Origin of the sequence: Bacillus sp. N5-665 (assembly GCF_022637375.2) — a bacterium.
Taxonomy (GTDB): Bacteria; Bacillota; Bacilli; order Bacillales; family Bacillaceae_G; genus Bacillus_A; species Bacillus_A wiedmannii.
On record NZ_CP093325.1, the window covers coordinates 176414 to 202850 of the forward strand.

Here is a 26437-nt window from a genome sequence, read left to right on the forward strand (position 1 = left end):
AAAGGAAGAGGCGTAATGACAGAAATCGTAAAGGTAAGAGAACAGTTACAAATTTCGCTTTCTGATTTCCAAGAACAAGCTTCATTACAAAGTGGTCAAATTTTTGTAGTGGGGTGTAGCACGAGCGAAGTGCTAGGAGAAAGAATTGGGACGTCAGGAACGATGGAAGTAGCAGAGGCGATTTTTTCTGAGTTAAAACAATTTCAAGAGCAAACAGGTATTGAGTTGGCGTTTCAATGTTGTGAGCATTTAAACCGTGCTTTAGTAGTTGAGAGAGAGTTAGCGATGAAATATCAATTTGAAATTGTAACAGTTACGCCTGTTCGATCAGCAGGTGGTGCATTAGCAACATATGCGTATCACAATTTGAAAGATCCGGTAGTAATTGAGTTTATTAAAGCAGATGCAGGAATGGATATTGGTGATACATTTATTGGTATGCATTTAAAGCATGTAGCTGTTCCGGTTCGTACAGGTGTGAAGGAAATTGGAAGTGCGCATGTAACGATGGCAACTACACGTGGAAAACTAATTGGTGGAGCACGTGCTGTTTATGCGGCGAAGGAAGAGACTATCTCTTGCCGTTAGACATGAAAAATTATAAAGTCGCATAATAGCTTTATATCGAAAGATAAAAGGTATGTAGTCTGACCTTATAATAGAAGAAAGAAAAGACCGATTTTCGGTCTTTTTTTTCTTTTATGATATAGAAAGTCATGTTAGAATGTAGTTGAAAACATGAAGGTTCGAAAGAATTACAACCTGAATTTTCGTTTTTTCTGAATAAATGAGAAAAAACTATTGGGAATCGATGTAATTCGTTCAGAAAAGGGGGATTTTGGTGAATCATTTAAAACGTCAAGATGAAAAGGTATTTGCTGCAATTGAGGCAGAACTAGGAAGACAGCGTTCAAAGATTGAGTTAATTGCTTCGGAAAACTTCGTAAGTGAAGCAGTAATGGAGGCGCAAGGTTCTGTTTTAACGAATAAGTATGCTGAGGGATATCCTGGAAAACGTTACTATGGTGGCTGTGAGCACGTAGACGTAGTGGAAGATATCGCACGTGATCGCGCGAAAGAAATTTTTGGCGCAGAGCATGTAAATGTTCAACCGCATTCTGGTGCACAAGCGAACATGGCAGTATACTTCACGATTTTAGAGCAAGGCGATACAGTACTTGGTATGAATTTATCTCATGGTGGTCACTTAACACACGGAAGCCCTGTTAACTTCAGTGGAGTACAATATAATTTCGTAGAATATGGCGTGGATGCTGAATCTCACCGTATTAATTACGATGATGTATTAGCAAAAGCGAAAGAACATAAACCAAAATTAATCGTTGCAGGTGCAAGTGCATATCCTCGTGTTATCGATTTCAAACGATTCCGTGAGATTGCAGATGAAGTGGGTGCATACTTTATGGTTGATATGGCACATATCGCTGGTTTAGTAGCTGCTGGTTTACATCCAAACCCAGTACCACATGCACATTTCGTTACAACGACAACACATAAAACATTACGTGGTCCACGTGGTGGTATGATTTTATGTGAAGAGCAATTTGCAAAACAAATTGATAAATCAATCTTCCCTGGTATTCAAGGTGGTCCACTTATGCACGTAATTGCTGCAAAAGCTGTTGCATTTGGTGAGACGCTACAAGATGATTTTAAAACATATGCACAAAATATCATTAATAATGCGAACCGCTTAGCTGAAGGTCTTCAAAAAGAAGGACTTACACTTGTTTCTGGTGGAACAGACAATCATTTAATCCTGATTGATGTTCGTAACTTAGAAATCACAGGTAAAGTAGCAGAGCACGTATTAGATGAAGTTGGTATTACAGTGAACAAAAATACAATTCCATTTGAAACAGCAAGCCCATTTGTAACAAGTGGTGTACGTATCGGTACGGCAGCTGTAACATCTCGTGGTTTCGGTTTAGAAGAAATGGATGAAATTGCGTCACTTATTGCTTACACATTAAAAAATCATGAAAATGAAGCTGCATTAGAAGAAGCAGGTAAGCGTGTAGAAGCGTTAACGAGCAAATTCCCAATGTACACAGACCTATAATAGATTAAAGAAGACTGCTGAGACGTAATTGTTTTGGCAGTTTTTTTTTTGGACATATATTGTTCTTTAAGTATGTATACAAATGATGAATAAATTTTGGCGATATAATGAAGGATACAGCTCCCATAATTGGTAAAGATACTAGATAGATTCATCGTAAAATCATGATTTTGCCAAATTTGCCCTTGAATATTAGTAGCGTTTTCTTTACAATCGTAAATAGTGTAAAAAAGCGTGCAAACGCATGAATATCATCTAAAGGAGAGATTCACATGGGAAAACTGTATGTATTTGATCACCCGTTAATTCAACATAAGATTACATATATTCGCGATAAGAATACAGGTACGAAAGATTTTCGTGAATTAGTGGACGAAGTAGCAAGTTTAATGGCTTTCGAAATTACTCGCGATCTTCCACTTAAAGACATTGAAATTGAAACACCTGTAAGCAAAGCGACAACAAAAGTGATCGCTGGTAAAAAGCTTGGTTTAATTCCGATTTTACGTGCAGGTTTAGGAATGGTTGATGGAATTCTGAAATTAATTCCAGCAGCAAAAGTAGGACACGTTGGTTTATACCGTGACCCTAAAACATTGCAACCGGTAGAATACTATGTGAAACTTCCAACGGATGTAGAAGAGCGTGACTTCATCGTACTAGATCCGATGCTAGCAACAGGTGGTTCTGCAGCTGAAGCAATTAACTCTCTGAAAAAGCGCGGTGCAAAACAAATTAAATTAATGTGTATCGTTGCAGCTCCAGAAGGAGTAAAAGTAGTACAAGAAGAACATCCTGATGTTGATATTTATGTAGCAGCATTAGATGAAAAATTAAATGACCACGGATATGTAGTACCAGGTCTTGGTGATGCTGGTGACCGTTTATTCGGAACGAAGTAAGACAACTGACGAGAGGGGGTTCCCTCTCGTTTTTTTGTACCTTGATGAGGTAGGGGAGGGGGGATAAATATACATAGTATATACAACATAAGTTGCATACACATCACATATAATATAGAAGTCTTACGTCTAAAGAGCACTATATTATGGAAGGAAAGCGTTATATCTTAAAAATATAATAGTGACAAACTTGTGAACATTTCCTTCTATTATAAAGAGAAAACTGTTAGAAATTGCATATCTCTAACCAGTATTTAGAAGGGGAACGTTTTCATTTTTGGGAGGAAATGACTAATACTCAAATTTTTTGATTTTTTACGATTTCTCGTTGACACTGTTAATACCCTATTGTATGCTAACAACGGGGATAGATGGTAGGGCTTTCAGTGACAAAAATACATCTATTCCGTGACGAAAATGTAAACTTTTTATTTTGTATAGGATTTATGCAAAAAAATGAGTTATTATTAACACATCGTGAATGAGGGTTACATATTGGAGGGATGAATCCTTGCAAAAAAACGATCGCAGCCATATAAAAGCTTATGCTTTAATGTCAGGTATTCTTGCTCAGTTAGTCGGTTCTATTCTTATTGGAATCTTTGGTGGGCAGTGGATTGATAGTAAGGTTGGAACGTTTCCATTGTTTCTTATTATAGGGTTATTACTCGGATTAGGAACAGGGATATACGCAATGATTCGACTCATTCGACATTACTATTCGGGAGAGCAATGATGATAGACGTACATGGACTTGTCCAAAGACAAAAGAAATATATGTACTACTTGCTTGCGCTTCTAGTGCTAGGATGGGGATTCACCTCTTACAAGGATGTATTTCTTGGGCTGATTATCGGAACGATTTTCAGTTTTCTTAGTTTGCGCATCATTGCACGTAGAACAGACAAGCTGTTGGATCGCGTAACAAATGGAGAAAACGTGAAATTTAAGGCGACAGCGGTAAGTACATATTCGAGATTCGCCACGATTGGATTATTAATTTTATTTGCAGCCAAATATCAAGAGTTAATTGCGATGTGGGGCCTAGGTGTAGGATTGCTGACAGGATACCTTGTCATGATCATAGATTTTCTTTATTTAGAGTATAAGAGCAGGGAAGAGAGGTGAATTACTAGTGGAACACGGTAAATTAGTTGAATTTCTAGGTTTAACGTTCGATTTGTCATCAGTTATGATGGTTACTGTAGCAGCAGTTATTGTTTTCTTAATCGCTGTTATTGGAACTCGCAGTTTAGCCCTTCGCCCAACCGGGATGCAAAACTTCATGGAATGGGTGTTTGACTTCGTGAAAGGGATTATCAATAGTACGATGGATTGGAAAACAGGTGGACGTTTCTTAACGCTTGGCGTTACGCTTATCATGTTTATCATCGTATCGAACTTCCTTGGTTTACCATTCATGTATTCAACAGTTGAGGCTGGCGAACATATTGCATGGTGGAGATCACCAACGTCTGATCCAGCAGTTGCATTAACATTAGCCGTGATGGTAGTTACCCTCACCCATTATTATGGAATTAAGATGAAGGGTACGAAAGAATACGTAAAAGGTTATTTCCAACCTATGAAATTCTTATTCCCATTAAAGGTTATTGAGGAGTTTGCTAACACATTAACGTTAGGTCTTCGTTTATTCGGTAACATTTATGCAGGTGAGATCTTATTAGGACTACTTGCTAAGTTAGGCGGGGCATCATTCCTTGGAGCATTAGGTGCGCTTGTACCAATGTTAGCATGGATGGGATTCAGTGTATTCGTTGGATCAATCCAGTCATTTATTTTCGTTATGTTAACGATGGTTTATATGGCTCATAAAGTAAGCCATGACCATTAATATAATTTAAGTAAGAAAAAATTTATTTTTTTATAATACAAAGGAGGACAAATTAAATGAGTTTAGGTGTAATCGCAGCTGCAATTGCAATTGGTTTATCAGCATTAGGTGCAGGTATTGGTAACGGTCTTATCGTATCACGTACAATCGAAGGTGTTGCTCGTCAACCAGAATTAAAAGGCGCGCTTCAAACAATTATGTTCATCGGGGTTGCTTTAGTTGAGGCACTTCCAATCATCGGTGTAGTTATTGCATTCATCGTAATGAACAAATAAGGGAGACTCCCCTTACATAGATGGCGAAGAGTGTTTTTCCGAACTTTCTTCGCCATTGCTTTATGAACGAAACGTATGTCTTTTTTTTTCATATGATCAATTTAGATATTTTGAAGGGAGTGAATCCTTGTGCCAACTTTATTATTAGGGGCTTCCATTCCATTTGGAACGATTGCTTATACATTGTTCATTTTCTTACTTCTATTAGTAATGCTACGCAAATTCGCGTGGGGTCCTTTAATGGGAATTATGAAAGAACGTGAAGAGCATGTTACTAATGAAATCGACGCTGCAGAAAGAAGTAACGCTGAAGCGAAGAAATTAGTAGAAGAACAACGTGAAATGTTAAAACAATCGCGTGTTGAAGCACAAGAGTTAATCGAAAGAGCGAAAAAACAAGCTGTAGATCAAAAAGATGTTATTGTTGCTGCTGCGAAAGAAGAAGCAGAATCAATTAAAGCATCTGCTGTACAAGAAATTCAACGCGAAAAAGAGCAAGCGATTGCTGCTTTACAAGAACAAGTCGCTTCTTTATCTGTTCAAATTGCTTCTAAAGTAATTGAAAAAGAGTTAAAAGAAGAAGATCAAGTTAAGTTAATTCGCGATTATATTAAAGAAGTAGGAGAAGCGCGATGAGCAATGGGATTGTAGCAAAACGTTATGCTGTCGCTCTTTTTAAAATTGCAAAAGAAAAACACGTATTAGAAATGTTTGAAGAGGAATTACGCCTTGTACAAAACGTTTATGTAAAGAACGGAGAACTACATAGCTTTTTAACGCAACCGAACATTTCAAAGGAACAAAAGAAAACGTTTCTTGCAAACGTATTCGGATCTGTTTCTGAATCTATTTTAAATACGTTATATATTTTAATTGATAACAAACGCATTGATATCTTACCTGAAATTGCAGATGAATATGTTGTTCTTGCTAATGAAGAACGTAACGTAGCCGACGCAACTGTATATTCTACTCGTCTTCTATCAGAAGAAGAGAAGCTTAACATTGCAGAAGCATTTGCAAAGAGAACGGGAAAAGATGCAATTCGCGTAAAAAATGTTGTAGATGAAGATTTACTAGGCGGCATTAAAGTACGTATTGGAAATCGCATTTACGACGGAAGCTTACAAGGAAAATTAGCACGTATTCAGCGTGAATTAATGAAGAATAGATAGGGGTGAAGCACATGAGCATCAGAGCTGAAGAAATTAGCGCACTGATAAAGCAACAAATCGAGAACTATCAGTCTGAAATCGAAGTTAGTGATGTTGGTACAGTTATCCAAGTTGGTGACGGTATTGCGCGTGCTCATGGTCTTGATAACGTTATGGCTGGTGAACTTGTAGAGTTCTCTAACGGCGTTATGGGACTAGCACAAAACTTAGAGGAAAACAACGTAGGTATCATTATTTTAGGACCTTATACAGAAATTCGTGAAGGTGACGAAGTTCGTCGTACTGGTCGCATCATGCAAGTACCAGTAGGAAAAGAACTAATCGGTCGTGTTGTAAACCCATTAGGTCAACCAGTTGATGGTTTAGGCCCAATCAATACAACAAACACTCGTCCAATCGAAAGTCCAGCACCAGGTGTAATGGATCGTAAATCTGTTCATGAGCCACTTCAAACAGGTATTAAAGCGATCGATGCTCTTGTACCAATTGGCCGTGGTCAACGTGAGTTAATCATTGGTGACCGTCAAACAGGTAAAACAGCAGTTGCACTTGATACAATCATTAACCAAAAAGATGAAGATATGATTTGTATCTATGTAGCTATCGGACAAAAAGAATCAACTGTACGTAACGTAGTAGAAACACTACGTAAGCACGGTGCATTAGATTACACAATCGTTGTAACTGCATCAGCTTCTCAACCAGCTCCATTATTATACTTAGCTGCTTATGCTGGTGTAACAATGGGTGAAGAGTTCATGTACAATGGTAAACACGTATTAGTAGTATATGATGACTTATCAAAACAAGCAGCGGCTTACCGTGAGCTTTCATTACTATTACGTCGTCCTCCAGGTCGTGAAGCATATCCAGGGGATGTATTCTACTTACATTCTCGCTTATTAGAGCGTGCAGCAAAATTAAGTGATGCAAGAGGCGGCGGTTCTTTAACTGCACTACCTTTCATCGAAACACAAGCAGGGGACGTATCAGCTTACATCCCAACAAACGTAATTTCTATTACGGATGGACAAATCTTCTTACAATCTGACCTATTCTTCTCTGGCGTACGTCCAGCGATTGATGCGGGTACTTCTGTATCTCGTGTAGGTGGATCTGCTCAGATTAAAGCAATGAGTAAAGTATCAGGTACACTTCGTCTTGACCTTGCATCTTACCGTGAGTTAGAAGCGTTCGCTCAGTTCGGTTCTGACCTTGATAAAGCAACTCAAGCGAAACTAAACCGTGGTGCTCGTACTGTTGAGGTATTAAAACAAGGATTACACAAACCATTACGTGTAGAGAAACAAGTTATCATTCTTTACGCTTTAACACGTGGATTCCTAGATGATATCCCAGTAGTAGATATCACTCGTTTCGAAGAAGAATTCCATGCTTGGTTAGATTCTAATGCGACTGACTTATTAGAAGAAATCCGCACAACTAAGAAACTTGCGGATGACGACAAATTTGCAGCAGCTATTAATGGATTTAAAAAAGTATTCGTAGCTTCTGAATAATAATTGAAAGTGAAGTCGACTGTTCAGCCCCATCGGCTAAGGTTCTTTCCCACAAAAGGTGCTTTCTACCTTTTGGTGGGGAAGGTTCTTAGACGAAAGGGGCTAGGAGATGGAACTAGATAAATAAAAGCGGAAGCGGCTCGTCCTGAATGTGAGGGGGAAGAAGTGAAGCCACCGAACATTCAAGCCGCTGGAGCTAGATAATAATATATAAAAGGCATCTCAAGTTTTGAGATTGCTGACGGTTATGTAAAGGAAAAGAGTAGGTGCACCTATTCTTTTCCTTCAATCATGAGCAAGAATATCTTGCAACGTAGATTAGGAAGAGAATTCTTACTAATCGTGCCAACTTCCGGAAAAAAGGTGGTGAAAACCTGTGGCATCTTTACGCGATATAAAAGCGAAGATTAACTCGACAAAGAAAACGAGTCAAATTACGAAAGCGATGGAGATGGTATCTGCATCTAAGTTAAACCGTGCAGAGCAAAATGCTAAATCTTTCGTTCCGTATATGGAAAAGATTCAAGAAGTAGTAGCGAGCATTGCGCAAGGAAGTAAAGGAATTAATCATCCCATGCTAAATGCGCGTCCTGTAAAGCGTACAGGATACATCGTTATTACATCTGATCGCGGACTAGCAGGTGGTTATAACAGTAACGTATTGCGTACAGTGAGTAACGTAATTCGTGAACGTCATAATATGGACTCAAACCAATATTCAATTATTGTGCTTGGCCGACTAGGACGTGATTATTTAAAACGTCGCGGCTTTAACATCATTGATGAAGTAGTTGGACTATCTGACCACCCATCATTTACTGATATTAAAGATCTTGCTTCTCGAGCAATTGCGATGTTTGCAGATGGTGCTTATGATGAGCTGTATATTTACTACAACCATTACGTAAGTAAAATTTCACAAGAAGTAACGGAAAATAAAATTTTACCGCTTACTGATGTGGCGTCTGATAAACCGACGACAGCTTATGAATTTGAACCTTCTGAAGAAGAAATTTTAAAAGTACTATTGCCACAATACGCAGAAAGCTTAGTGTACGGTGCATTACTAGACGGTAAAGCAAGTGAACACGCAGCGCGTATGACAGCAATGAAGAGTGCTACAGACAATGCAATGGAAGTTATCGATTCACTTACACTTTCATTCAACCGTGCGCGTCAGGCAGCGATTACGCAAGAAATTACGGAAATCGTTGGTGGAGCAGCAGCGTTAGAGTAGTAATAAAAAGCGTAGGCGGTTCGTTCAGAATGAGAGGGGGATGGAGCTTTTGACGTAGAGGCGATTTGTGCCTCGCAGGAAAAAGCGAAGCCACCGAACATTCTAACCGCCGGAGCTAGATTCAGTAAAAAGTGGAAGCGGCTCTTTTCAAAGAGTCGCGTAAGCTATAAACCAATACAAAATGAAAAGCTAACTGCTCGTAGCAAGTTGGCTAATTAAAAGAAAGCTAGGAGGGAACCCGATGAATAAAGGGCGCGTTACGCAAATCATGGGTCCGGTTGTAGACGTTAAGTTTGATGGCGGAAAGCTACCAGAAATCTACAACGCCCTTACGGTAAAACAAAGCAACGAAAACGGAACAAGCATTAACTTAACATTTGAAGTTGCACTTCATTTAGGTGATGATACAGTTCGTACAGTTGCAATGTCTTCCACAGACGGACTTGTTCGTGGTACAGAAGTAGAAGATACTGGTAAAGCAATCTCTGTACCAGTTGGTGATGCAACACTTGGTCGCGTATTTAACGTATTAGGTGATGCAATTGACTTAGATGGTGAGGTTCCTGCCGATGTACGTCGTGATCCAATTCACCGTCAAGCACCTGCATTCGAAGAATTATCTACTAAAGTAGAAATTCTTGAAACTGGTATTAAAGTAGTAGACTTACTTGCTCCTTACATTAAGGGTGGTAAGATCGGTCTATTCGGTGGTGCCGGTGTAGGTAAAACGGTATTAATTCAGGAATTAATTAATAACATCGCACAAGAACACGGTGGTATCTCTGTATTCGCTGGTGTAGGTGAGCGTACTCGTGAGGGTAACGATTTATACCACGAAATGAGCGATTCTGGCGTAATTAAGAAAACTGCGATGGTATTCGGACAAATGAACGAGCCACCTGGAGCACGTCAACGTGTTGCATTAACAGGTTTAACAATGGCTGAACATTTCCGTGATGAGCAAGGACAAGACGTACTTCTGTTCATCGATAATATCTTCCGTTTCACGCAAGCAGGTTCTGAAGTATCTGCCCTTCTTGGTCGTATGCCATCTGCGGTAGGTTACCAACCGACACTTGCAACAGAAATGGGTCAATTACAAGAGCGTATTACATCTACAAATAAAGGATCTATCACGTCTATCCAAGCGGTATATGTACCAGCCGATGACTATACGGATCCAGCACCAGCTACAACGTTCGCTCACTTAGATGCAACAACAAACTTAGAGCGTCGTTTAACACAAATGGGTATTTACCCAGCCGTAGATCCATTAGCATCTACATCTCGTGCACTTTCTCCAGAAATCGTAGGAGAAGAGCATTATGAAGTAGCTCGTCAAGTACAGCAAACTTTACAACGTTACAAAGAGCTTCAAGATATCATCGCTATCTTAGGTATGGATGAGTTATCTGAAGAAGATAAGTTAGTTGTACATCGTGCTCGTCGAATTCAATTCTTCTTATCTCAAAACTTCCACGTAGCTGAGCAGTTTACAGGTCAAAAAGGTTCTTACGTACCTGTAAAAAATACAGTTAGTGGTTTCAAAGAAATTCTAGAAGGAAAATATGATGACCTTCCAGAAGATGCATTCCGTCTTGTAGGTAGTATTGAAGAAGTTATTGAAAACGCGAAGAAAATGATGGCGTAAGGCCTTAGGAGGGACGAATTATGAAGACATTTCCAGTCAGTATTGTAACTCCTGATGGACCGGTTTACGAAAAAGAAGTAGAAATGGTAAGCGTAAAAGCAGAGAGTGGGGAAATGGGGATCTTACCGGGTCACATTCCAACTGTTGCACCATTAAAAATTAGTGCAGTTCGTCTGAAACATGGTGGACACACTGATTATGTAGCAGTAAGCGGTGGCTTTATCGAAGTTCGTCCAGATAAAGTAACTGTATTATCATCATCTGCTGAAGAAGCAAACCATATCGATATCCATCGCGCAAATGAAGCGAAGCGTCGCGCTGAGCAACGTATGCAAGATAAACAAGCACATGTTGACTTTAGACGTGCAGAAATGGCATTACAACGTGCTGTGAACCGTTTAAACGTTTCCGATATGAAATAAAAAATCCGTAAAGGCTTTGCCTTTACGGATTTTTTTTGTGTAGTTCATGGATAATTTTACAAAATTGGTATAATTATATTGATGCTTGTATAAGTAGAGAATGTACAACAATTTATAAAGGGGATGAATAAATGATCGGTGAAATGAAACGAGAAGCGTTGCACTCTTTAAAGGGAAAATGGGGACTAGGTGTTGGATCAACGATTTTATATTTTATTTTAAGTTAGGTTGTTTCAATGGCTGCAATGCTTATACTTTTAATTCCAGGAGTTATTATATTTTTACTATTTGCTGGTTTAACAGGTTCACTTGAAGAGGAAACAATATCAATTGGAGCAGGTATTACATTTGGTATTTTTTATTGCATCATAATAATTTTGAGTAACGCATCGTATGGAATTACCTCATACGGTTATACAAATGTATTTTTACAGATGAGTAAACGAGAAGGTGCTAAAGTAGATCACTTATTCGAAGGGTTTCGTGGCTTTAAAAGAATGATGAAAACAATGTGGGCAATGCTTGCGATTTTGTTATATACAGGTACATGGATTTCAATGTTGCTAGTAGCCTTATTCGCATTTTTCGGTGAAGAAGGAAATACGTCGTTTACTATCGCTTTCTTTGTACTATTAGCTATTTCAATCGTTGTTATGATTGTGATGTATTTTTCTTATACGATGACGTACTATGTAATGATTGAAAATCCAGAGTATATTGTGTCACGAGCAATGAAAGAAAGTAAGCATCTTATGAAGGGACATAAGTTAGATTTATTTCTTTTATGGCTTAGTTTTATAGGATGGGGTATTTTAGCGATTTTAACACTTGGAATAGGTTTTCTTTGGCTTAGTCCGTATATGAGTACAACGACAGCGCATTTTTATCGCTATCTTTCAAAAGATGAATTGTAGTAGGAACATGCTATACTAATAGAGTTATTACGTATAGGAGGAACAATATGATTAGTGATTTAAAAGGAGAAGCGCTAGATTCATTAGAAGGGAAATGGGGATTAGCTGTCGGGGCAACAATATTGATTTCGATTCTTATTTTAGCTTTTAGTTTTAGTATTGATTTCATTTTCTTTCAATTTTGGGATTGGAAAGAAGTAAATAACTCACTTTCAGTAGACGTTATTACAATATTGATGGTAGGTCCATTAACGCTAGGTGGTTATCATTTAGCACTACATATCATTCGTGAAAAAGAAGCGAGTATTGGGCATATATTCAGATGGTTTACAGAAGGAAGTAAGTTTATAAAGTCATTTTTATTATATATAGTAGTGAACATTTATATTTTCTTATGGTTTTTACTATTTATTATTCCAGGCATTATTAAATCATTTTCTTATGCGATGACGTACTTTATAATAAATGATCATCCTGAGTATTCTATAAATCAAGCTATTACAGAAAGCCGTCGTATGATGGATGGACATAAGATGGAGTATTTCATTTTATGTTTAAGTTTTATTGGTTGGTTTATATTAAGTTGTATTACATTAGGGATTGGATTCTTATGGCTAATTCCATATTTTTATACGACGTCAGCAGCTTTTTATGAAGAAATTGCAGAGGAATATTACGAGAAAAAAATTCCGACAGTATAAAAACACCTAGTATGAGCTATTGGTTCATACTGGGTGTTTTTTGTAGAAATTTTATAAATTGATGACTAGTAAGTGGTTTACTGAAATAGTAACCTTGCATATATTTACAGTTGTTATTTTGTAGAAACTTAAGTTGTTTTTCCGTTTCAATTCCTTCAGCAACGACAGAAAGGTTTAAAGTATTCGCAAGGGAAAGGATAGTGGAAACGATGGCTCTTTCCTCAGGACGATGATCGGCTAGTTGTGTAAATTCTCTCGGTACTTTTAATGTATCGATAGGGAAAATTGATAAATAAGCGAGAGAAGAATAGCCGGTACCGAAGTCATCAATGGACGTTTGAATACCATATTCCTTTAATTGCTTTAGCCTGGATAATGTTTCTTTTTCGTTGATCATTGCAATTCGTTCTGTTAGCTCAAGTGTTACATGCTTTGGATCGACTTTAATGTCTTTTAGTATTTGTGAAATGTTCTTGATTAAATTCTCTTGCTGGAACTCTTTTGCTGATAAGTTCACACTTATTTTTAAATCTTTGTAGCCAAAAGTATGCCATATTTTTAACTGGCGACAAGATTCTTTTAATACCCAATGACCGAGCGGAACGACTTGTGGCGTCTCTTCTACAATTGGAATGAACTCACATGGCGGAATGTCACCTAGGAGTGGGTGTTTCCAGCGTATTAATGCTTCGGCACCAATAATCTTTTTCGTCGTAATATCAACTTGTGGTTGATAGACGAGATAAAATTCTTCGTTTACTAAAGCGAGTGGTAAATCTTTTTCAATTCGGGCTTTTCGTTCCATTTTTTTATACAATTCTTTCGTGTACAGAGAGCTACCATTTTTTCCTTTGTTCTTTGCTTCGTACATGGCCATATCGGCATGCTGTAAAATAGACAATGGATCTTCACCTGCTTCAGGATATATTGCAATCCCGATGCTCGGTGAGATTTGTAAATGTTGATTTTCGATTTCGAATGGTTCGTTCATGGCTGCTACAATCGTATCAGCTATTTTTTTTACATCTGGTCTTTTTTTATAATTTTCGATAAGGATTGTGAACTCATCCCCAGCTAGCCGGGCAAGCTTCATATTTGGTGTCGATAGTCTTTCGAGTCTTTTTGCTACTGCAATTAATAGAAGGTCTCCTACCCTATGACCGAGGGTATCATTAATAACCTTAAAGCGGTCTAGGTCGAGAAACATAACAGCAAAAGGCCTTTTTGATATTTCGGATCGAGCAATTGCTTGTTCTACATATTGATGAAATGCACGGCGATTTGCAAGCTCTGTTAAAGTATCATGGTATGCCAGAAAATTAATTTGTTCTTGTTGTTGTTTGCTTTCCGTAATATCTTTAATCATTAAATAAACGCCAGAAATATGATTCTTTAAAAAGATAGGAACAGCTGTAACATGCAAGTAGTAAATATCTCTATTTTTATGATACGCCCGTATTTCTAAAGAAATAGATTTCCCCTTTTTTACGCGATGAAAGGCATTAATGATTTCTTCCAAATCTTCTTCATACATAAGTGAATAGTAAGGCTGATTTAATAATTCATTCGTTTGATAACCGAGCAAAGTAGTACCAGCGTTATTCACTTTGAGAAAATTACCGTACAAATCTAAAGTGAAGATTGGATCTGGATGATGCTCATATAAAGATTTAAACATCTGTTGGTTATGATATAGTTCATTTTTTTGTTCTACTAAATCTTCTGTACGTAGTTCAATTTGTTTTTCGAGTTCCGAGTTGAATTGCATTTGGGCTAGTAATAATATTTTATTTTGTCTTCGAACTAAACTATGGCGTATGAGAACGAAGGAGAAAGTTATCATAAGCCCGATTACTACAATAGGTGCAAAAACATATTCAACTAATATAAAAACAATAAGCATTACTACAGAAATATAAGGTAATGATAATCTGATCGATTCCCCAAGTTTAGGGGTTAATAGTACTTGTTCTTGTTTTTCAGGTTCTTTTGTATGCAGAATACAGGCGATTGCTACTAGTACTAAAGCTACTTGATAGAGAGGAGTAACTGTAAACATAGAATACTCTGGTGTGAAGTATTTGATATAAGCATAAATCGCGTCTGTAGTAGCATACAAAATTAAAGCACCGCCAAGAAGCGCACCAACTTTTTTTGATAATAAGGATAAAGGCTTGAATAAAAGATTGATTCCTATGAGAAAAAAGAGTAAATCGGCCATTGGATAGGTAAGTTGAACAAATATGTCGATATAGGATGTTGAAGAAACGTGAATGGTTCGTTCGATAAGTAAGTAGTAACTTAAAGTAAATTGGGCTGTAACAATAATAAAAATATCACATATCATAAAAAGCTTTTCTAATAAATCGCGGTTATAGATGATTTCATATAGAAAGGCAAATGCAAAGCTAATTAAAAAAAGTAGGTAAAAAAAGTCAGACGGATCAACGAATGTATAGTAATCCTTTAAAATTAAACGTTGATAGGCAACGACTAAATCACCAATGAAATAAGAGAGGGTTCCAACAGATAATATGGTCCAAAATAAACGAGGTAACCCTTCTTTCCTATTTGAAAAATAAAGTATATAACTACAAGCGATAATATCAATGAATAAGGTACTCATTCCAATTAATATTTGAAAAGGAAATGAGTATTCATATAGAAAAGGCATTGCCACGTAATGAATTGCTATAGACAACAATATAATGCTTATAAGAATACTTACATGTGTTTGTTTTTTCATTTATCTCACCCACGATATATACATATAAATTCCTCTTTTTATTTTTTATTGAAAAACATATATAATTTCCATACTTATTTTGCACAGGTATAGCGAGTTATAAAAATAGATTTTAATAATTCTCGTTTCTGTTCCCAACATATCGACATAGGAATTTGAAGTTTGCTATAATGATTAAAATAGTTGCATTATTTAGAAAAATTTAAAAATAATAATTACTGCAACTAGGACATATTGTTTACTAAGTGAACTTGTTCTTAATTCAGGGGGGAGGGTTTCACAATGGCAAGTGTATATGAAAATAGTTATATGATCGTTTTGATTTTCTTGCTATTAGGCATATTGCTGCCGGTAGTGGCTCTTACATTAGGAAGGATGCTGCGTCCAAACAAACCAAGTGCAGCGAAAGCGACGACGTATGAGAGTGGGATTGAGCCCTTTCATGATGCAAACATTCGGTTTCATGCTCGTTATTATATTTTTGCTTTATTGTTTGTCATCTTTGATGTAGAAACTTTATTTTTATATCCATGGGCTGTTGCATATGACAAGCTCGGTTTATTTGCACTGATTGAAATGCTCATCTTTGTTGTAATGTTGCTAGTTGGATTAGCGTATGCTTGGAAAAAGAAGGTGTTACAATGGTTATAAATTTTGAGGAATTACATCCAAATGAACGAGCGGAATTAGAACGAAATATCTTTTTTTCTACATTGGAGCAGTTGAAAGGGTGGGCACGCAGCAATTCTTTATGGCCGATGACATTCGGACTAGCATGCTGTGCAATTGAAATGATGGGAGTAGGTTCGTCACATTACGATTTAGATCGATTTGGGTCATTCTTTCGGACTTCACCAAGGCAATCGGACGTTATGATTGTGTCGGGAACGGTAACGAAGAAGATGGCTCCTATTGTTCGGCGTTTATACGATCAAATGCCTGAACCAAAATGGGTGATTGCAATGGGATCTTGTGCGACAGCAGGTGGCCCATATGTAAATTCATATGCTGTTGTGAAAGGTGTAGATCAAATTGTACCAGTTGACGTGTATATTCCTGGCTGCCCACCAAACCCCGCCGCTTTAATTTATGGAATTAATAAATTGAAAGAAAAAATTCGTTACGAGGCAAAGACGGGAAAGCAGGTGACGAATAAATGAGTGATCCAAATAAAGACCTAGAGGATTTGAAAAGAGAAGCGGCTAGGCGTGCGAAAGAAGAGGCGAGAAAGCGTCTCGTTGCGAAACATGATACGGAAATAAGGAAACTTGAGGAAGAAGATCGAGAAAAAGAGAAAGCGCTACCAAAAAATGATGGTATGACTGTGGAAGAAGCAAAACGACGTGCAGCAGCCGCCGCAAAGGCAAAAGCGGCAGCGTTAGCAAAGCAAAAAAGAGAAGGAACAGAAGAAGTAACGGAAGAAGAGAAGGCCAAAGCGAAGGCGAAGGCAGCCGCCGCCGCAAAAGCAAAAGCGGCAGCGTTAGCGAAGCAAAAAAGAGAAGGAACAGAAGAGGTAACGGAAGAAGAAAAGGCCAAAGCGAAGGCGAAGGCAGCAGCCGCCGCAAAAGCAAAAGCGGCAGCGTTAGCAAAGCAAAAAAGAGAAGGAACAGAAGAGGTAACGGAAGAAGAAAAGGCCAAAGCGAAGGCGAAGGCAGCAGCCACCGCAAAAGCAAAAGCGGCAGCGTTAGCGAAGCAAAAAAGAGAAGGAACAGAAGAGGTAACGGAAGAAGAGAAGGCCAAAGCAAAAGCGGCGGCATTAGCGAAGCAAAAAAGAGAAGGAACAGAAGAAGTAACGAAAGAAGATATGGCAAAGGCAAAAGCAGCGGCGTTAGCGAAGCAGAAGGCCTCTCAAGGTGATGGGGATTCGGGAGATGAAAAGGCGAAGGCAATTGCAGCAGCGAAGGCAAAAGCAAAAGTGGCTGCGGCAGCAAGGGCGAAGACAAAGGGCGCTGAAGGTAAAGCGGAAGAGGAGCCGAAGCAGGAAGAGCCATCCGTGAATCAGCCGTATTTAAATCAGTATGTTGAAGTTATTAAGGTGAAAATTGGAGAGGATACATTAGTAGATTCCTACATTAATAAACTTTCAAAAGACGTGCCAACTCTTGTGGTGGAGCCCTCAAAATATTATGAAGTAATGGAGTTACTGCGATTCCATGAGGGACTTGCTTTTGATTATATGTCAGAGTTACATGCGACGGATTTTGTGACACATATGGAAGTATATGTTCATTTATTTTCATATGGAAAGAAACAGTCAGTAGCGGTGAAGGTGAAGCTGGATAGAGAAGAGCCGCAAGTAGAATCGGTGACAGCGTTTTGGAAAGGCGCGGACTGGCCAGAACGAGAAGCGTATGATTTGCTCGGCATTGTATTTAAGGGACATCCGAATTTATCACGTATTTTAATGCCTGATGATTGGATAGGGTATCCGCTTAGGAAAGATTATGAACCGCATGATGTGGAGGTGTAGCTTATGATCCGTACGGAAGAAATGCTTTTGAATGTAGGGCCTCAGCATCCGAGTACGCATGGTGTGTTCAGGCTTGTTATTAAGATTGACGGGGAAATTATTAAAGAAGCTACACCAGTTATTGGATATTTGCATCGCGGGACCGAAAAGATTGCCGAGAGCTTACAGTATACACAAATTATCCCTTATACAGATCGAATGGACTATTTATCGGCCATGACGAATAATTACGTCATTTGCCATGCTGTAGAGACGATGATGGGGCTTGAAATCCCGGAGCGTGCCGAATACTTACGAGTACTTGCAATGGAGCTTGGAAGGATTGCGAGCCACCTCGTTTGGTGGGGGACAAATCTTCTTGATATAGGAGCGGTCAGCCCGTTTTTGTACGCGTTTCGTGAACGAGAGATGATTATAAATTTATTAAACGAATTATGCGGTGCTCGGCTTACTTTTAACTATATGAGAGTCGGGGGTGTAAAGTGGGATGCGCCGGACGGTTGGATTGAAAAAGTGGAAGAGTTTGTTCCGTATATGCGAGAGCAATTGGCAGGTTATCATGATCTCGTTAGCGGTAATGAGATTTTCTTAAATCGCGTAAAAGGCGTTGGTATATATAGCGCGGAAGAAGCGATTTCGTATTCTTTGAGCGGAGCGAATTTGCGGTGTACCGGAGTAAACTGGGATCTTCGCAAGGATGAACCGTACTCCATTTATGATCGTTTTGATTTCGATATTCCTGTTGGGAGTGTGGGAGATGCTTGGGATCGTTACGTTTGCCGCATGCAAGAGATTGAGGAGTCATTAAAAATTGTTGAGCAAGCTGTCCAGCAGTTCCCGAAAGACGGAGCTGTGCTAGCGAAAGTGCCGAAAATCATTAAGGCGCCTAAAGGGGAAGCGTTCGTCCGTATAGAATCGCCGCGAGGAGAGATTGGTTGCTATATTGCTAGTGATGGAAAGAAAGAGCCGTACCGCTTGAAGTTTCGCAGGCCGTCTTTTTACAATTTACAAATTTTACCGAAGTTATTGAAAGGTGAAAACATCGCCAATTTAATTACGATTTTAGGTGGAGTTGATATTGTACTTGGGGAGGTCGATGGCTGATGATTGAAACGCTCTTACAATCACCTTCAAGCTGGACGAATTTCTTCATTTTTTTCGGATTAGCGGTGCTTCTATTATTTGCAGTCCTGGGCTTCGTTACATATGGTATTTTGGCAGAACGGAAAGTAATGGGTTTTATGCAAGGGCGGATTGGACCAAACCAAGTTGGGGGCCGGTTCGGCTTACTGCAAACGGTAGCTGATGTTTTAAAACTATTATTGAAAGAAGATAGTATTCCGAAAGCGGCAGATAAACCGTTGTTTATATTGGCGCCTGTCATTGCATTCGCACCGGCATTTATGGTGCTTGCAGTCATCCCGTTTACTGATAAATTTCAGTTCGCGGATATTGGCGTAGGCTTACTGTATTACATTGCTGTTTCTGGCATTACGACGATTGGTGTCGTAACCGGAGGATGGGCATCAAATAATAAATATTCCCTTTTAGGAGGGATGCGTGCGGCGGCGCAAATGATTTCTTATGAAATTCCGCTCGTAATGAGTGTAATTGGCGTCGTTTTGTTAGCTGGTAGCCTGAATTTAAATGAAATTGTAGCGGCGCAGGAGAATGTTTGGTACATTTTCGTGCAGCCAATCGGTTTCGTCGTTTTCTTAATCGCGGCGGTAGCAGAGTTAAATAGGACGCCGTTTGATTTACCAGAAGCAGAATCGGAACTTGTTTCTGGATATCATACGGAATACTCAGGGTTTCGCTGGGCGTTTTTCATGCTTTCAGAGTACGTATATTTCTTCGGAATGGCATCTTTAATTACAGTGCTCTTTTTAGGCGGATGGAATCCAGTTATGTTCCTTGGATTTATCCCAGGAGCTGTATGGTTTGCTTTGAAATTTAGCAGTGTAGTCTTTCTATTGATTTGGTTCCGCGTTACGTTCCCGCGTATAAGAGGTGACCAGTTAATGGAGTTTGGCTGGAAAGTATTATTGCCAATTGCACTTGCAAATATTTTCTTAACGGCATTGATTAAGGAGTTGTTCTTCTAATCTATGAGGGGGGTGCCAGTAAGAGATGAAAGGACTATTTAAAGGATTAAAATATACATTAAGCAATTTGAGTAAGAAGAAGGTGACTTATGATTATCCGAATCAACCGTTGCCGCTGCCGGACCGCTTTCGAGGCATTCAAAAGTTTTATCCGGAAAAGTGTATTGTTTGTAATCAGTGCTCCAACATTTGTCCGACAGACTGTATTCAGTTAACGGGAAAAAAACATCCGGATCCTACGAAAAAAGGAAAAATTATCGACACGTACGATATTAATTTTGAAATTTGTATTCTGTGTGATTTATGTACAGAAGTTTGTCCGACAGAGGCGATTGTTATGACAAATAACTTTGAACTCGCGGAATATTCACGTGATGACTTATTTAAAAATTTGCAGTGGCTTGACGAAAACGACGAAAATGTCAGGAAGGAGAATAAAGCATGAATGGCGAGTTTGTAGCATTCTTTATACTATCCTTGTCTGCAATTATCGGCGGTGTTCTTATGTTGAACTTAACGAAAGTCATGCATATGATGCTAGCTCTCGTTCTGACATTTCTTAGTATCGCAGGTTTGTACTTTCTTTTATCGGCCGAATTTATCGGAGTTGCACAAATTTTACTTTACTCCGGTGCGATTACAATTATTATGATTTTTGGCATTATGTTAACGCAACATAACGCAGAAAATGAATCGCGTCTTACTCTTCGAAAATGGATTATCTTCTTTGCGGTTGTAGCATTTGGGGCAGTTATGTATTTCGCTGTTAACAATATTGATTTTGCAAATGAAAGCACACAAGGAAGTTTACTTCTCCATGAAAAAAACACACTTCAAATCGGTACACTTCTCTATTCGAAATATATTATTCCATTTGAGTTAACCTCAGTTATTTTACTTGTAGCACTTGTTGGCGCGATTATACTTGCGAAGAAGGATGAGAAAGAGGAGGATTCCAATGAGTAGCGTTCCGGCTTCTGCATATTTAACGCTTGCGATTATTTTGTTTTGCATCGGTTTGTTTGGAGCTTTAACGAAGCGAAATACAGTGATTGTATTAGTTTGTATTGAATTAATGCTTAATGCGGCCAATTTAAATTTAGTCGCGTTTAGTAAATTAGGTTTGTTCCCAAATTTAACAGGGCAAATTTTCTCTCTGTTTACGATGGCTGTAGCAGCTGCGGAGGCGGCGGTAGGACTTGCCATTTTAATTGCTTTGTATCGTAATCGTACGACGGTTCATGTAGATGAAATGGATACGCTCAAAGGATAACATTGTGACCGAAAAGGGGGAAGGAAACAATGATCGATTATGCATGGCTCATACCGCTTTTCCCGCTTGTTTCGTTTTTTTTATTACTTATATTCGGGAAGAAAATTAGAGAAGGAAGCAGTGTACTTAGTATTTTCCTCGTCTTTCTCTCCTTTATATTTGCGGTACTTGTATTAATAGAACGGTTTTCGAAAGTAGGATTGAAGCATAAGTGGGTATGGCTTAGAACGGGAGATATTGATATATCATTTGGCTTTGAAGTGACTGCATTAGGGGCTTTAATGCTGTTTATCGTTACACTTGTGAGTTTACTTGTACATGTGTATTCGAAAGGTTATATGAAAGGTGATGAAAGATTACCAACCTTTTATGCCTATTTAGGGCTCTTCACATTTGCGATGCTCGGGCTCGTTATTTCACCGAATTTATTACAGCTTTATATATTTTGGGAGTTAGTCGGTCTTGGTTCATTTTTACTCATCGGTTTTTATTTCTTTAAAGAAGAAGCGAAGGCTGCTGCGAAAAAGGCTTTTATTATGACTCGTATTGGAGATGTCGGTTTATTTATTGGGATGATCTTAATTTTCTGGCATGCAGGTAGTTTTGAATATGACGCTATATTTAGGGCGATTCATACGGGGGATCTTACCCCTACGGTGATTACAATAACAGCGATATTAATTTTTATCGGTGCGATGGGAAAGTCAGGTCAGTTCCCGCTTCATACGTGGTTACCAGATGCGATGGAAGGGCCGACGCCTGTTTCGGCACTTATTCATGCGGCGACGATGGTCGCAGCTGGCGTGTATTTAGTGGCGACGATGTTCCCACTATTTTCAGCAAGTGCGGTGGCGATGCAGACGGTGGCAATCGTTGGAGCTTTCACCGCAATCTTTGCGGCTTCTATCGGTCTTGTACAAACGGATATAAAGAGAGTGCTCGCTTATTCTACGGTTAGCCAGCTAGGTTATATGATGCTCGCATTAGGATCTGCTGGTTATGTAGCTGGTGTTTTCCATTTAACGACACACGCCTTTTTTAAAGCACTACTATTTTTGGCGGCAGGAAGTGTCATTCATGCAGTGCATACGCAAGACATTAATAAAATGGGCGGTTTACAAAAGAAGATGAAAGTAACGGGTGCACTATTTTTAATCGGTACACTTGCAATTAGTGGTGTGCCACTCCTTTCCGGTTTCTTTAGTAAAGATGAAATTTTAGCAGCGGCTTGGATGAATGGCAATTACGGTTTATTCATATTAGCAGTAATTGCAGCATTCTTAACAGCGTTCTACATGTTCCGGCTATACTTCCTTGTCTTTACTGGGGAAGCGAAGACGAAGGAAGATGTGCATGAATCGCCCCGCATTATGACGTATCCGATGATCGTTCTCGGGGTCCTTACAGTAGTGGCAGGTTATATAAATACACCATGGTTTGGTACGTTTCTCGGAGATTGGCTTACGAAAGATGTAGCATTTAAAGCGCGAGAGGCACACGGACCAGTTTGGATTATGATTGTTGCGACGCTCGTTTCATTTGCTGGGATTGCTCTTGCATATTTCATATATGGCAAGAAATCTATTTCTAGAGATTGGGCTGGGGGCGAGGGAACACCTCTTTATAACTTTTTGAAAGAAAAATATTATGTGGATGAACTATACAATATGACGGTGCTCCCTATTACGAAGGGAATCGCTCATGTGCTTCGCTTATTTGAGGTGTATGTAGTCGAAGGAATTGCCGTTTTAATAGGGAGTCTAGTTAAAGGGATAAGCGGACTCGGTTCTAGACTCCAAAACGGAAATGTACAAGTGTACGGCACTGTAACAGCTGTTTCGCTTGCAGTACTCGTCATTATTTTGCTCTATACGGGAGGGGATTTACGATGAATGATTTGTTATTAACGTTCTTCATTTTTTCCCCGCTTTTAGGAATTCTCTTACTTGTATTAACGCCAAAAAAAGAATCGCGTACTGTGCGAGCGCTTGGTTTATTTGGAACGGCGCTTCCATTTGGAATCGCTATCGTCCTCGCTTGTACATATGCTTCTGGAAAGAGTTTGTCGCTATTCGATCAAAAAGTGAAATGGATTAAATTTGGGGATTTTGCAGCGGTGGATAAAAGATGGTTTTCCATTTATTACGAGCTCGGCATTGATGGTTTATCGCTCGTTATGATGGTGCTGACAGCCCTTCTAGCGATGCTTGCAGCAATTGCGGCATTTACTATTAAAAGGAACTTGAAAGCCTTTTATATGCTGCTACTCATGTTAGAAATAGGGATGCTCGGCGTCTTCGCTGCTCAAAATTTAATGTTGTTCTTTATCTTCTTTGAAATTACGTTGCCGCCAATGTTTTTATTAATTGGGAAGTGGGGGAAATTGTCGAGTGAAAAAGCTGCTTATAGTTATTTAATATATAACGGTATTGGCTCCGCTATTTTACTCATCGTTTTCTCGGTTTTATTTGCGAAAACAGGTACAACAAATATTACAGAGCTTAAAGAAATATTAACGAGTGTAGGTGCTGGGGGAGGAATGGCTGTCTCAAGTAGCTTACAGTTCGGCTTGTTTCTTGCCATAATGATTGCTTTTGCGATTAAACTACCCGTTTTCCCGTTACATCGCTGGATGGTCAATGTGCATGTTGAAGCGCATCCGGCTGTAGTTATGCTTCATGCGGGCGTTTTACTGAAGATTGGGGCATACGGTATGATTCGTTTCGGAAAGGGGCTATTCCCGGAATACTTTCGCGAGTTTGCAACGTTTATTGCGATTTTAGGAGTCATCAATTTATTGTACGGAGCATTCTTAGCGCTCATTCAAACGGACTTTCGGAAGGTGCTTGCTTACTCTAGTATTTCGCATATGGGCATCGTATTAATGGGCCTTGCAGCGTTAAATGCACCAGGTATACAAGGGGCACTATTCCAAGTTGTCTCTCACGGTTTAATTGCAGCCTTACTCTTTTTCTTACTTGGCGTTATAGAACAGCGCTTTGGAACTTCGGACATTACAGCGCTTGGCGGACTCGCAAAAAGTGTCCCGGTACTTAGCGGATTCTTCTTAGCAGGAGGAATGGCATCGCTTGGATTACCAGGAATGTCTGGATTTGTTAGCGAGTTTCTTGCCTTTCTCGGTTTATTCCAAGGGGAGCCAGTCATTGCTGCAGTCGGTGTACTTGGCATCATTTTAACCGCTGTATACGTATTGAGAGCGACACTTCAAGTAACATTTGGTAAGAAAGAGTGGGAAGCGAAAGCTGATATACACGGATGGGAGTATGTCCCTATATTGCTACTTATCTTCTGCATTATTGCGATTGGAGTAATGCCAGAAATATTAGGGGATCCGCTTCAAAATACATTGAAAACATTGGGGGTGAAGTAGGATGGATATGAATACGTTACTTAGCTTATCATGGCATCTCATGGTGCCAGAATTCATTATTCTCGGAGCTGCCATCCTTCTTTCCATATGTGATTTGTTTTTTAAGTTGAACCATAGATATGTAGCGCTTAGTGCAATCGCAGCCGTCATATTAGCAATCGTCTCATTAATTACGCTATATGGTGAACCGACAGGAGATATTTTAAACGGATCGTTTGTGTTAGATGGGTTTTCAAAAGGATTCAAAACGTTGTTATTAGGCGGAGCGGCCCTCATCTTATGCACCGCCATGAGCGATGATAAGAAGAATCCAATTGAAGATAAGGGAGAATATTATTACTTATTTTTAATGGCACTTCTTGGGGCTATGTTTATGGCTTCTAGTGTCGACTTCATTACACTTTTCGTCGGTTTAGAATTGCTTTCACTTTCTTCATATATTTTAGTAGGAATACGAAAAAGGAACCGTGCGTCAAACGAGGCGGCCATGAAATATGTCATTAATGGAGGTATTGGCACGGCAATTACGCTCTTTGGAATGAGTTATTTATACGGTATCACAGGATCAACTAATATCGTGGATATGCAAAAAGTATTCGCAGGGGAGCTTGCTGGTGGTATTCAGTTATTGTTAGCTCTCGCATTTCTACTATTACTCGTTGGACTCTCGTTTAAAATTGCGACAGTGCCGTTTCATATGTGGGCACCAGATGTGTATGAGGGAGCGGCTACGCCTGTTACTGCTTTTCTCGGGACGATTTCTAAAATTGCTGGATTCTTAATCATTATTCGTCTGTTTCTCATGGTTTTTGCAAGTGTATCGGTGCAAGGAGACATGCAATCTTTATACGGACGTATGAGCATATACATTGCAGTACTAGCGAGTATTACGATGATTATTGGAAACGTAGTAGCGTTAAAGCAATATAACGTAAAACGCCTATTTGCCTATTCGGGAATCGCACATGCGGGGTATTTACTCGTTCCGCTTGTAGCATTATCACCATTTACGATGGATAGCATGTGGTTTTACATGCTTGCGTATATGCTTATGAATATAGGCGCATTTGCAATTATCCACGGCTTAATCTTACAAAGCGACAAAGAAAACATTACCATTTTCACCGGATTATATAAGCGGTCGCCATTTACAGCGATAGTGATGACGATTTTTATATTATCGTTGGCCGGGATACCAGGAACAGCTGGTTTCATCGGGAAAATTAACATCTTTTTAGGTGCACTGCATGTAGAGCCAGCTCATTACGTACTAGCTTCTATTATGATGGGGACGACAGTCATCTCATTCGTATATTATTTCCGTATTTTACAGCAAATGTTTTTCAGGGCGGGAGAAGTGGAAGAGAAAATTCGTTTACCATTGAATATAAAGGTTGTTATGAGCCTTTGTGCAATCTCGATTGTAATACTAGGGATTATGCCGATGATTGGATACAATTTCTTTTATGAATATTTTCCATTAATGAAGGATTTCTTCTTCTTAGGGAACGTGGTACAATAGTGAAAATAAAAGGTGTGGAGTTGTTACTCTGCGCTTTTTATTTTGTGTGAATTACAATTGAAAATGCATGTAGGTATATGTTTTTTGAGAGCAAATTACGAAGTGAAATGTAAGATGCTTATTTGTATTTGAAAAAGTGTGGCTCCTACTTATTATGGTATCGTTTTTATAGTATTTCGTAAGTAGTAGCTGGGT

Annotated in this window: 27 protein-coding genes and 1 pseudogene; 27 read left to right on the top strand and 1 reads right to left on the bottom strand. The window is 39.0% G+C overall.

What is annotated here, in order from left to right; translation table 11 throughout:
* The first annotated feature begins 15 nt into the window (after window positions 1-15).
* The 16 genes and pseudogenes from MNO09_RS03120 to MNO09_RS03195 all read left to right on the top strand — a co-directional run bounded on the left by MNO09_RS03120 (window position 16) and on the right by MNO09_RS03195 (window position 12735).
* Window positions 16-588 carry a TIGR01440 family protein gene (locus tag MNO09_RS03120; protein ID WP_000136363.1) on the top strand — a complete coding sequence of 191 codons (573 nt, stop codon included), beginning with the start codon at window positions 16-18 and terminating at the stop codon, window positions 586-588.
* 253 nt (window positions 589-841) lie between these two features.
* Window positions 842-2083 carry a serine hydroxymethyltransferase gene (gene glyA / locus MNO09_RS03125; protein WP_001015987.1) on the top strand — a complete coding sequence of 414 codons (1242 nt, stop codon included), beginning with the start codon at window positions 842-844 and terminating at the stop codon, window positions 2081-2083.
* Between the two features lie 272 nt (window positions 2084-2355).
* Window positions 2356-2985, top strand: a complete 630-nt coding sequence (upp, locus tag MNO09_RS03130) for a uracil phosphoribosyltransferase (protein ID WP_000517539.1) — start codon at window positions 2356-2358, stop codon at window positions 2983-2985.
* Between the two features lie 371 nt (window positions 2986-3356).
* Complete coding sequence (locus MNO09_RS03135) at window positions 3357-3470, top strand: DUF4024 domain-containing protein (RefSeq protein WP_000232961.1); 114 nt, start codon at window positions 3357-3359, stop codon at window positions 3468-3470.
* Between the two features lie 26 nt (window positions 3471-3496).
* Complete coding sequence (locus MNO09_RS03140) at window positions 3497-3721, top strand: AtpZ/AtpI family protein (protein ID WP_001171220.1); 225 nt, start codon at window positions 3497-3499, stop codon at window positions 3719-3721.
* Window positions 3721-4113, top strand: a complete 393-nt coding sequence (locus tag MNO09_RS03145; protein WP_000567600.1) for an ATP synthase subunit I — start codon at window positions 3721-3723, stop codon at window positions 4111-4113. Before MNO09_RS03140 ends, MNO09_RS03145 begins: the two co-directional genes overlap by 1 nt.
* Before the next feature lie 7 nt (window positions 4114-4120).
* Window positions 4121-4840, top strand: coding sequence for a F0F1 ATP synthase subunit A (gene atpB, locus MNO09_RS03150; protein ID WP_000399874.1), 720 nt, complete (start codon window positions 4121-4123; stop codon window positions 4838-4840).
* Between the two features lie 56 nt (window positions 4841-4896).
* Window positions 4897-5115, top strand: coding sequence for a F0F1 ATP synthase subunit C (gene atpE, locus MNO09_RS03155; protein WP_000052064.1), 219 nt, complete (start codon window positions 4897-4899; stop codon window positions 5113-5115).
* A gap of 129 nt (window positions 5116-5244) precedes the next feature.
* Window positions 5245-5751 (top strand): F0F1 ATP synthase subunit B, encoded by a 507-nt coding sequence (gene atpF / locus MNO09_RS03160; protein ID WP_001142625.1) that lies wholly within the window; start codon window positions 5245-5247, stop codon window positions 5749-5751.
* A complete protein-coding gene (gene atpH / locus MNO09_RS03165; RefSeq protein ID WP_000064683.1) occupies window positions 5748-6290 on the top strand; it encodes a F0F1 ATP synthase subunit delta in 543 nt (180 codons plus the stop codon). Before atpF ends, atpH begins: the two co-directional genes overlap by 4 nt.
* Window positions 6291-6301: 11 nt before the next feature.
* Window positions 6302-7810 (top strand): F0F1 ATP synthase subunit alpha, encoded by a 1509-nt coding sequence (gene atpA / locus MNO09_RS03170; protein WP_000027511.1) that lies wholly within the window; start codon window positions 6302-6304, stop codon window positions 7808-7810.
* A gap of 376 nt (window positions 7811-8186) precedes the next feature.
* Window positions 8187-9047, top strand: coding sequence for a F0F1 ATP synthase subunit gamma (atpG, locus tag MNO09_RS03175; RefSeq protein ID WP_000157696.1), 861 nt, complete (start codon window positions 8187-8189; stop codon window positions 9045-9047).
* A 241-nt stretch (window positions 9048-9288) separates the two neighbouring features.
* Window positions 9289-10698 (top strand): F0F1 ATP synthase subunit beta, encoded by a 1410-nt coding sequence (atpD, locus tag MNO09_RS03180; RefSeq protein WP_001032604.1) that lies wholly within the window; start codon window positions 9289-9291, stop codon window positions 10696-10698.
* A gap of 20 nt (window positions 10699-10718) precedes the next feature.
* Window positions 10719-11120 (top strand): F0F1 ATP synthase subunit epsilon, encoded by a 402-nt coding sequence (gene atpC / locus MNO09_RS03185; protein WP_000847206.1) that lies wholly within the window; start codon window positions 10719-10721, stop codon window positions 11118-11120.
* 131 nt (window positions 11121-11251) lie between these two features.
* A pseudogene (locus MNO09_RS03190) lies at window positions 11252-12034 on the top strand (DUF975 family protein).
* Window positions 12035-12081: 47 nt separating this feature from the next.
* Window positions 12082-12735 (top strand): DUF975 family protein, encoded by a 654-nt coding sequence (locus MNO09_RS03195; RefSeq protein ID WP_088107509.1) that lies wholly within the window; start codon window positions 12082-12084, stop codon window positions 12733-12735.
* 16 nt (window positions 12736-12751) lie between these two features.
* On the opposite strand, the gene MNO09_RS03200 is transcribed toward MNO09_RS03195, so the two are convergent.
* Complete coding sequence (locus tag MNO09_RS03200; protein ID WP_088107508.1) at window positions 12752-15481, bottom strand: putative bifunctional diguanylate cyclase/phosphodiesterase; 2730 nt, start codon at window positions 15479-15481, stop codon at window positions 12752-12754.
* 282 nt (window positions 15482-15763) lie between these two features.
* On the opposite strand from MNO09_RS03200, the gene nuoA reads away from it, so the two are divergent.
* Genes nuoA through nuoN form a run of 11 tightly spaced genes read left to right on the top strand, consistent with a single transcriptional unit; the run spans window position 15764 to window position 26242 of the window.
* Entirely contained in the window at window positions 15764-16132 is a 369-nt protein-coding gene (nuoA, locus tag MNO09_RS03205) for an NADH-quinone oxidoreductase subunit NuoA (protein WP_000179273.1), read from the top strand.
* Complete coding sequence (gene nuoB / locus MNO09_RS03210; RefSeq protein WP_000236331.1) at window positions 16123-16641, top strand: NADH-quinone oxidoreductase subunit NuoB; 519 nt, start codon at window positions 16123-16125, stop codon at window positions 16639-16641. Before nuoA ends, nuoB begins: the two co-directional genes overlap by 10 nt.
* Entirely contained in the window at window positions 16638-17951 is a 1314-nt protein-coding gene (locus MNO09_RS03215) for an NADH-quinone oxidoreductase subunit C (protein ID WP_088107507.1), read from the top strand. The genes nuoB and MNO09_RS03215 overlap by 4 nt, the downstream gene beginning before the upstream one ends.
* A 3-nt stretch (window positions 17952-17954) precedes the next feature.
* Window positions 17955-19055 (top strand): NADH-quinone oxidoreductase subunit NuoD, encoded by a 1101-nt coding sequence (gene nuoD, locus MNO09_RS03220; protein WP_000621434.1) that lies wholly within the window; start codon window positions 17955-17957, stop codon window positions 19053-19055.
* Entirely contained in the window at window positions 19055-20056 is a 1002-nt protein-coding gene (nuoH, locus tag MNO09_RS03225) for an NADH-quinone oxidoreductase subunit NuoH (RefSeq protein ID WP_000573437.1), read from the top strand. The genes nuoD and nuoH overlap by 1 nt, the downstream gene beginning before the upstream one ends.
* A 25-nt stretch (window positions 20057-20081) precedes the next feature.
* On the top strand, window positions 20082-20501 hold the full coding sequence (gene nuoI / locus MNO09_RS03230; protein ID WP_000677191.1) for an NADH-quinone oxidoreductase subunit NuoI: 420 nt from the start codon (window positions 20082-20084) through the stop codon (window positions 20499-20501).
* On the top strand, window positions 20498-21022 hold the full coding sequence (locus MNO09_RS03235; RefSeq protein ID WP_001012823.1) for an NADH-quinone oxidoreductase subunit J: 525 nt from the start codon (window positions 20498-20500) through the stop codon (window positions 21020-21022). Before nuoI ends, MNO09_RS03235 begins: the two co-directional genes overlap by 4 nt.
* Window positions 21015-21329: an NADH-quinone oxidoreductase subunit NuoK gene (gene nuoK, locus MNO09_RS03240; RefSeq protein WP_000100078.1), complete on the top strand. Its 315-nt coding sequence runs from the start codon at window positions 21015-21017 to the stop codon at window positions 21327-21329. Before MNO09_RS03235 ends, nuoK begins: the two co-directional genes overlap by 8 nt.
* Before the next feature lie 29 nt (window positions 21330-21358).
* The gene (gene nuoL, locus MNO09_RS03245) at window positions 21359-23221 is read left to right on the top strand and encodes an NADH-quinone oxidoreductase subunit L (protein WP_241950087.1); all 1863 of its coding nucleotides are present in this window, start codon (window positions 21359-21361) and stop codon (window positions 23219-23221) included.
* Window positions 23218-24720 carry an NADH-quinone oxidoreductase subunit M gene (locus tag MNO09_RS03250; protein WP_000998951.1) on the top strand — a complete coding sequence of 501 codons (1503 nt, stop codon included), beginning with the start codon at window positions 23218-23220 and terminating at the stop codon, window positions 24718-24720. The genes nuoL and MNO09_RS03250 overlap by 4 nt, the downstream gene beginning before the upstream one ends.
* Before the next feature lie 7 nt (window positions 24721-24727).
* Window positions 24728-26242: an NADH-quinone oxidoreductase subunit NuoN gene (nuoN, locus tag MNO09_RS03255; protein WP_347280219.1), complete on the top strand. Its 1515-nt coding sequence runs from the start codon at window positions 24728-24730 to the stop codon at window positions 26240-26242.
* Window positions 26243-26437: the final 195 nt, after the last annotated feature.

Excerpts from the sequence above, each read along its gene's own strand:
- MNO09_RS03200 (WP_088107508.1), bottom strand. The coding sequence starts at position 15,481 with ATGAAAAAACAAACACATGTAAGTATTCTTATAAGCATTATATTGTTG.
- atpC (WP_000847206.1), top strand. The coding sequence starts at position 10,719 with ATGAAGACATTTCCAGTCAGTATTGTAACTCCTGATGGACCGGTTTAC.
- MNO09_RS03135 (WP_000232961.1), top strand. The coding sequence starts at position 3,357 with ATGGTAGGGCTTTCAGTGACAAAAATACATCTATTCCGTGACGAAAAT.
- nuoL (WP_241950087.1), top strand. The coding sequence starts at position 21,359 with ATGATCGATTATGCATGGCTCATACCGCTTTTCCCGCTTGTTTCGTTT.
- nuoH (WP_000573437.1), top strand. The coding sequence starts at position 19,055 with ATGATTGAAACGCTCTTACAATCACCTTCAAGCTGGACGAATTTCTTC.
- nuoA (WP_000179273.1), top strand. The coding sequence starts at position 15,764 with ATGGCAAGTGTATATGAAAATAGTTATATGATCGTTTTGATTTTCTTG.
- MNO09_RS03235 (WP_001012823.1), top strand. The coding sequence starts at position 20,498 with ATGAATGGCGAGTTTGTAGCATTCTTTATACTATCCTTGTCTGCAATT.
- atpH (WP_000064683.1), top strand. The coding sequence starts at position 5,748 with ATGAGCAATGGGATTGTAGCAAAACGTTATGCTGTCGCTCTTTTTAAA.
- nuoK (WP_000100078.1), top strand. The coding sequence starts at position 21,015 with ATGAGTAGCGTTCCGGCTTCTGCATATTTAACGCTTGCGATTATTTTG.
- nuoN (WP_347280219.1), top strand. The coding sequence starts at position 24,728 with ATGAATACGTTACTTAGCTTATCATGGCATCTCATGGTGCCAGAATTC.
- MNO09_RS03145 (WP_000567600.1), top strand. The coding sequence starts at position 3,721 with ATGATAGACGTACATGGACTTGTCCAAAGACAAAAGAAATATATGTAC.
- MNO09_RS03120 (WP_000136363.1), top strand. The coding sequence starts at position 16 with ATGACAGAAATCGTAAAGGTAAGAGAACAGTTACAAATTTCGCTTTCT.
- upp (WP_000517539.1), top strand. The coding sequence starts at position 2,356 with ATGGGAAAACTGTATGTATTTGATCACCCGTTAATTCAACATAAGATT.
- nuoD (WP_000621434.1), top strand. The coding sequence starts at position 17,955 with ATGATCCGTACGGAAGAAATGCTTTTGAATGTAGGGCCTCAGCATCCG.
- atpA (WP_000027511.1), top strand. The coding sequence starts at position 6,302 with ATGAGCATCAGAGCTGAAGAAATTAGCGCACTGATAAAGCAACAAATC.
- nuoB (WP_000236331.1), top strand. The coding sequence starts at position 16,123 with ATGGTTATAAATTTTGAGGAATTACATCCAAATGAACGAGCGGAATTA.
- atpE (WP_000052064.1), top strand. The coding sequence starts at position 4,897 with ATGAGTTTAGGTGTAATCGCAGCTGCAATTGCAATTGGTTTATCAGCA.
- MNO09_RS03195 (WP_088107509.1), top strand. The coding sequence starts at position 12,082 with ATGATTAGTGATTTAAAAGGAGAAGCGCTAGATTCATTAGAAGGGAAA.
- MNO09_RS03250 (WP_000998951.1), top strand. The coding sequence starts at position 23,218 with ATGAATGATTTGTTATTAACGTTCTTCATTTTTTCCCCGCTTTTAGGA.
- nuoI (WP_000677191.1), top strand. The coding sequence starts at position 20,082 with ATGAAAGGACTATTTAAAGGATTAAAATATACATTAAGCAATTTGAGT.
- MNO09_RS03215 (WP_088107507.1), top strand. The coding sequence starts at position 16,638 with ATGAGTGATCCAAATAAAGACCTAGAGGATTTGAAAAGAGAAGCGGCT.
- atpD (WP_001032604.1), top strand. The coding sequence starts at position 9,289 with ATGAATAAAGGGCGCGTTACGCAAATCATGGGTCCGGTTGTAGACGTT.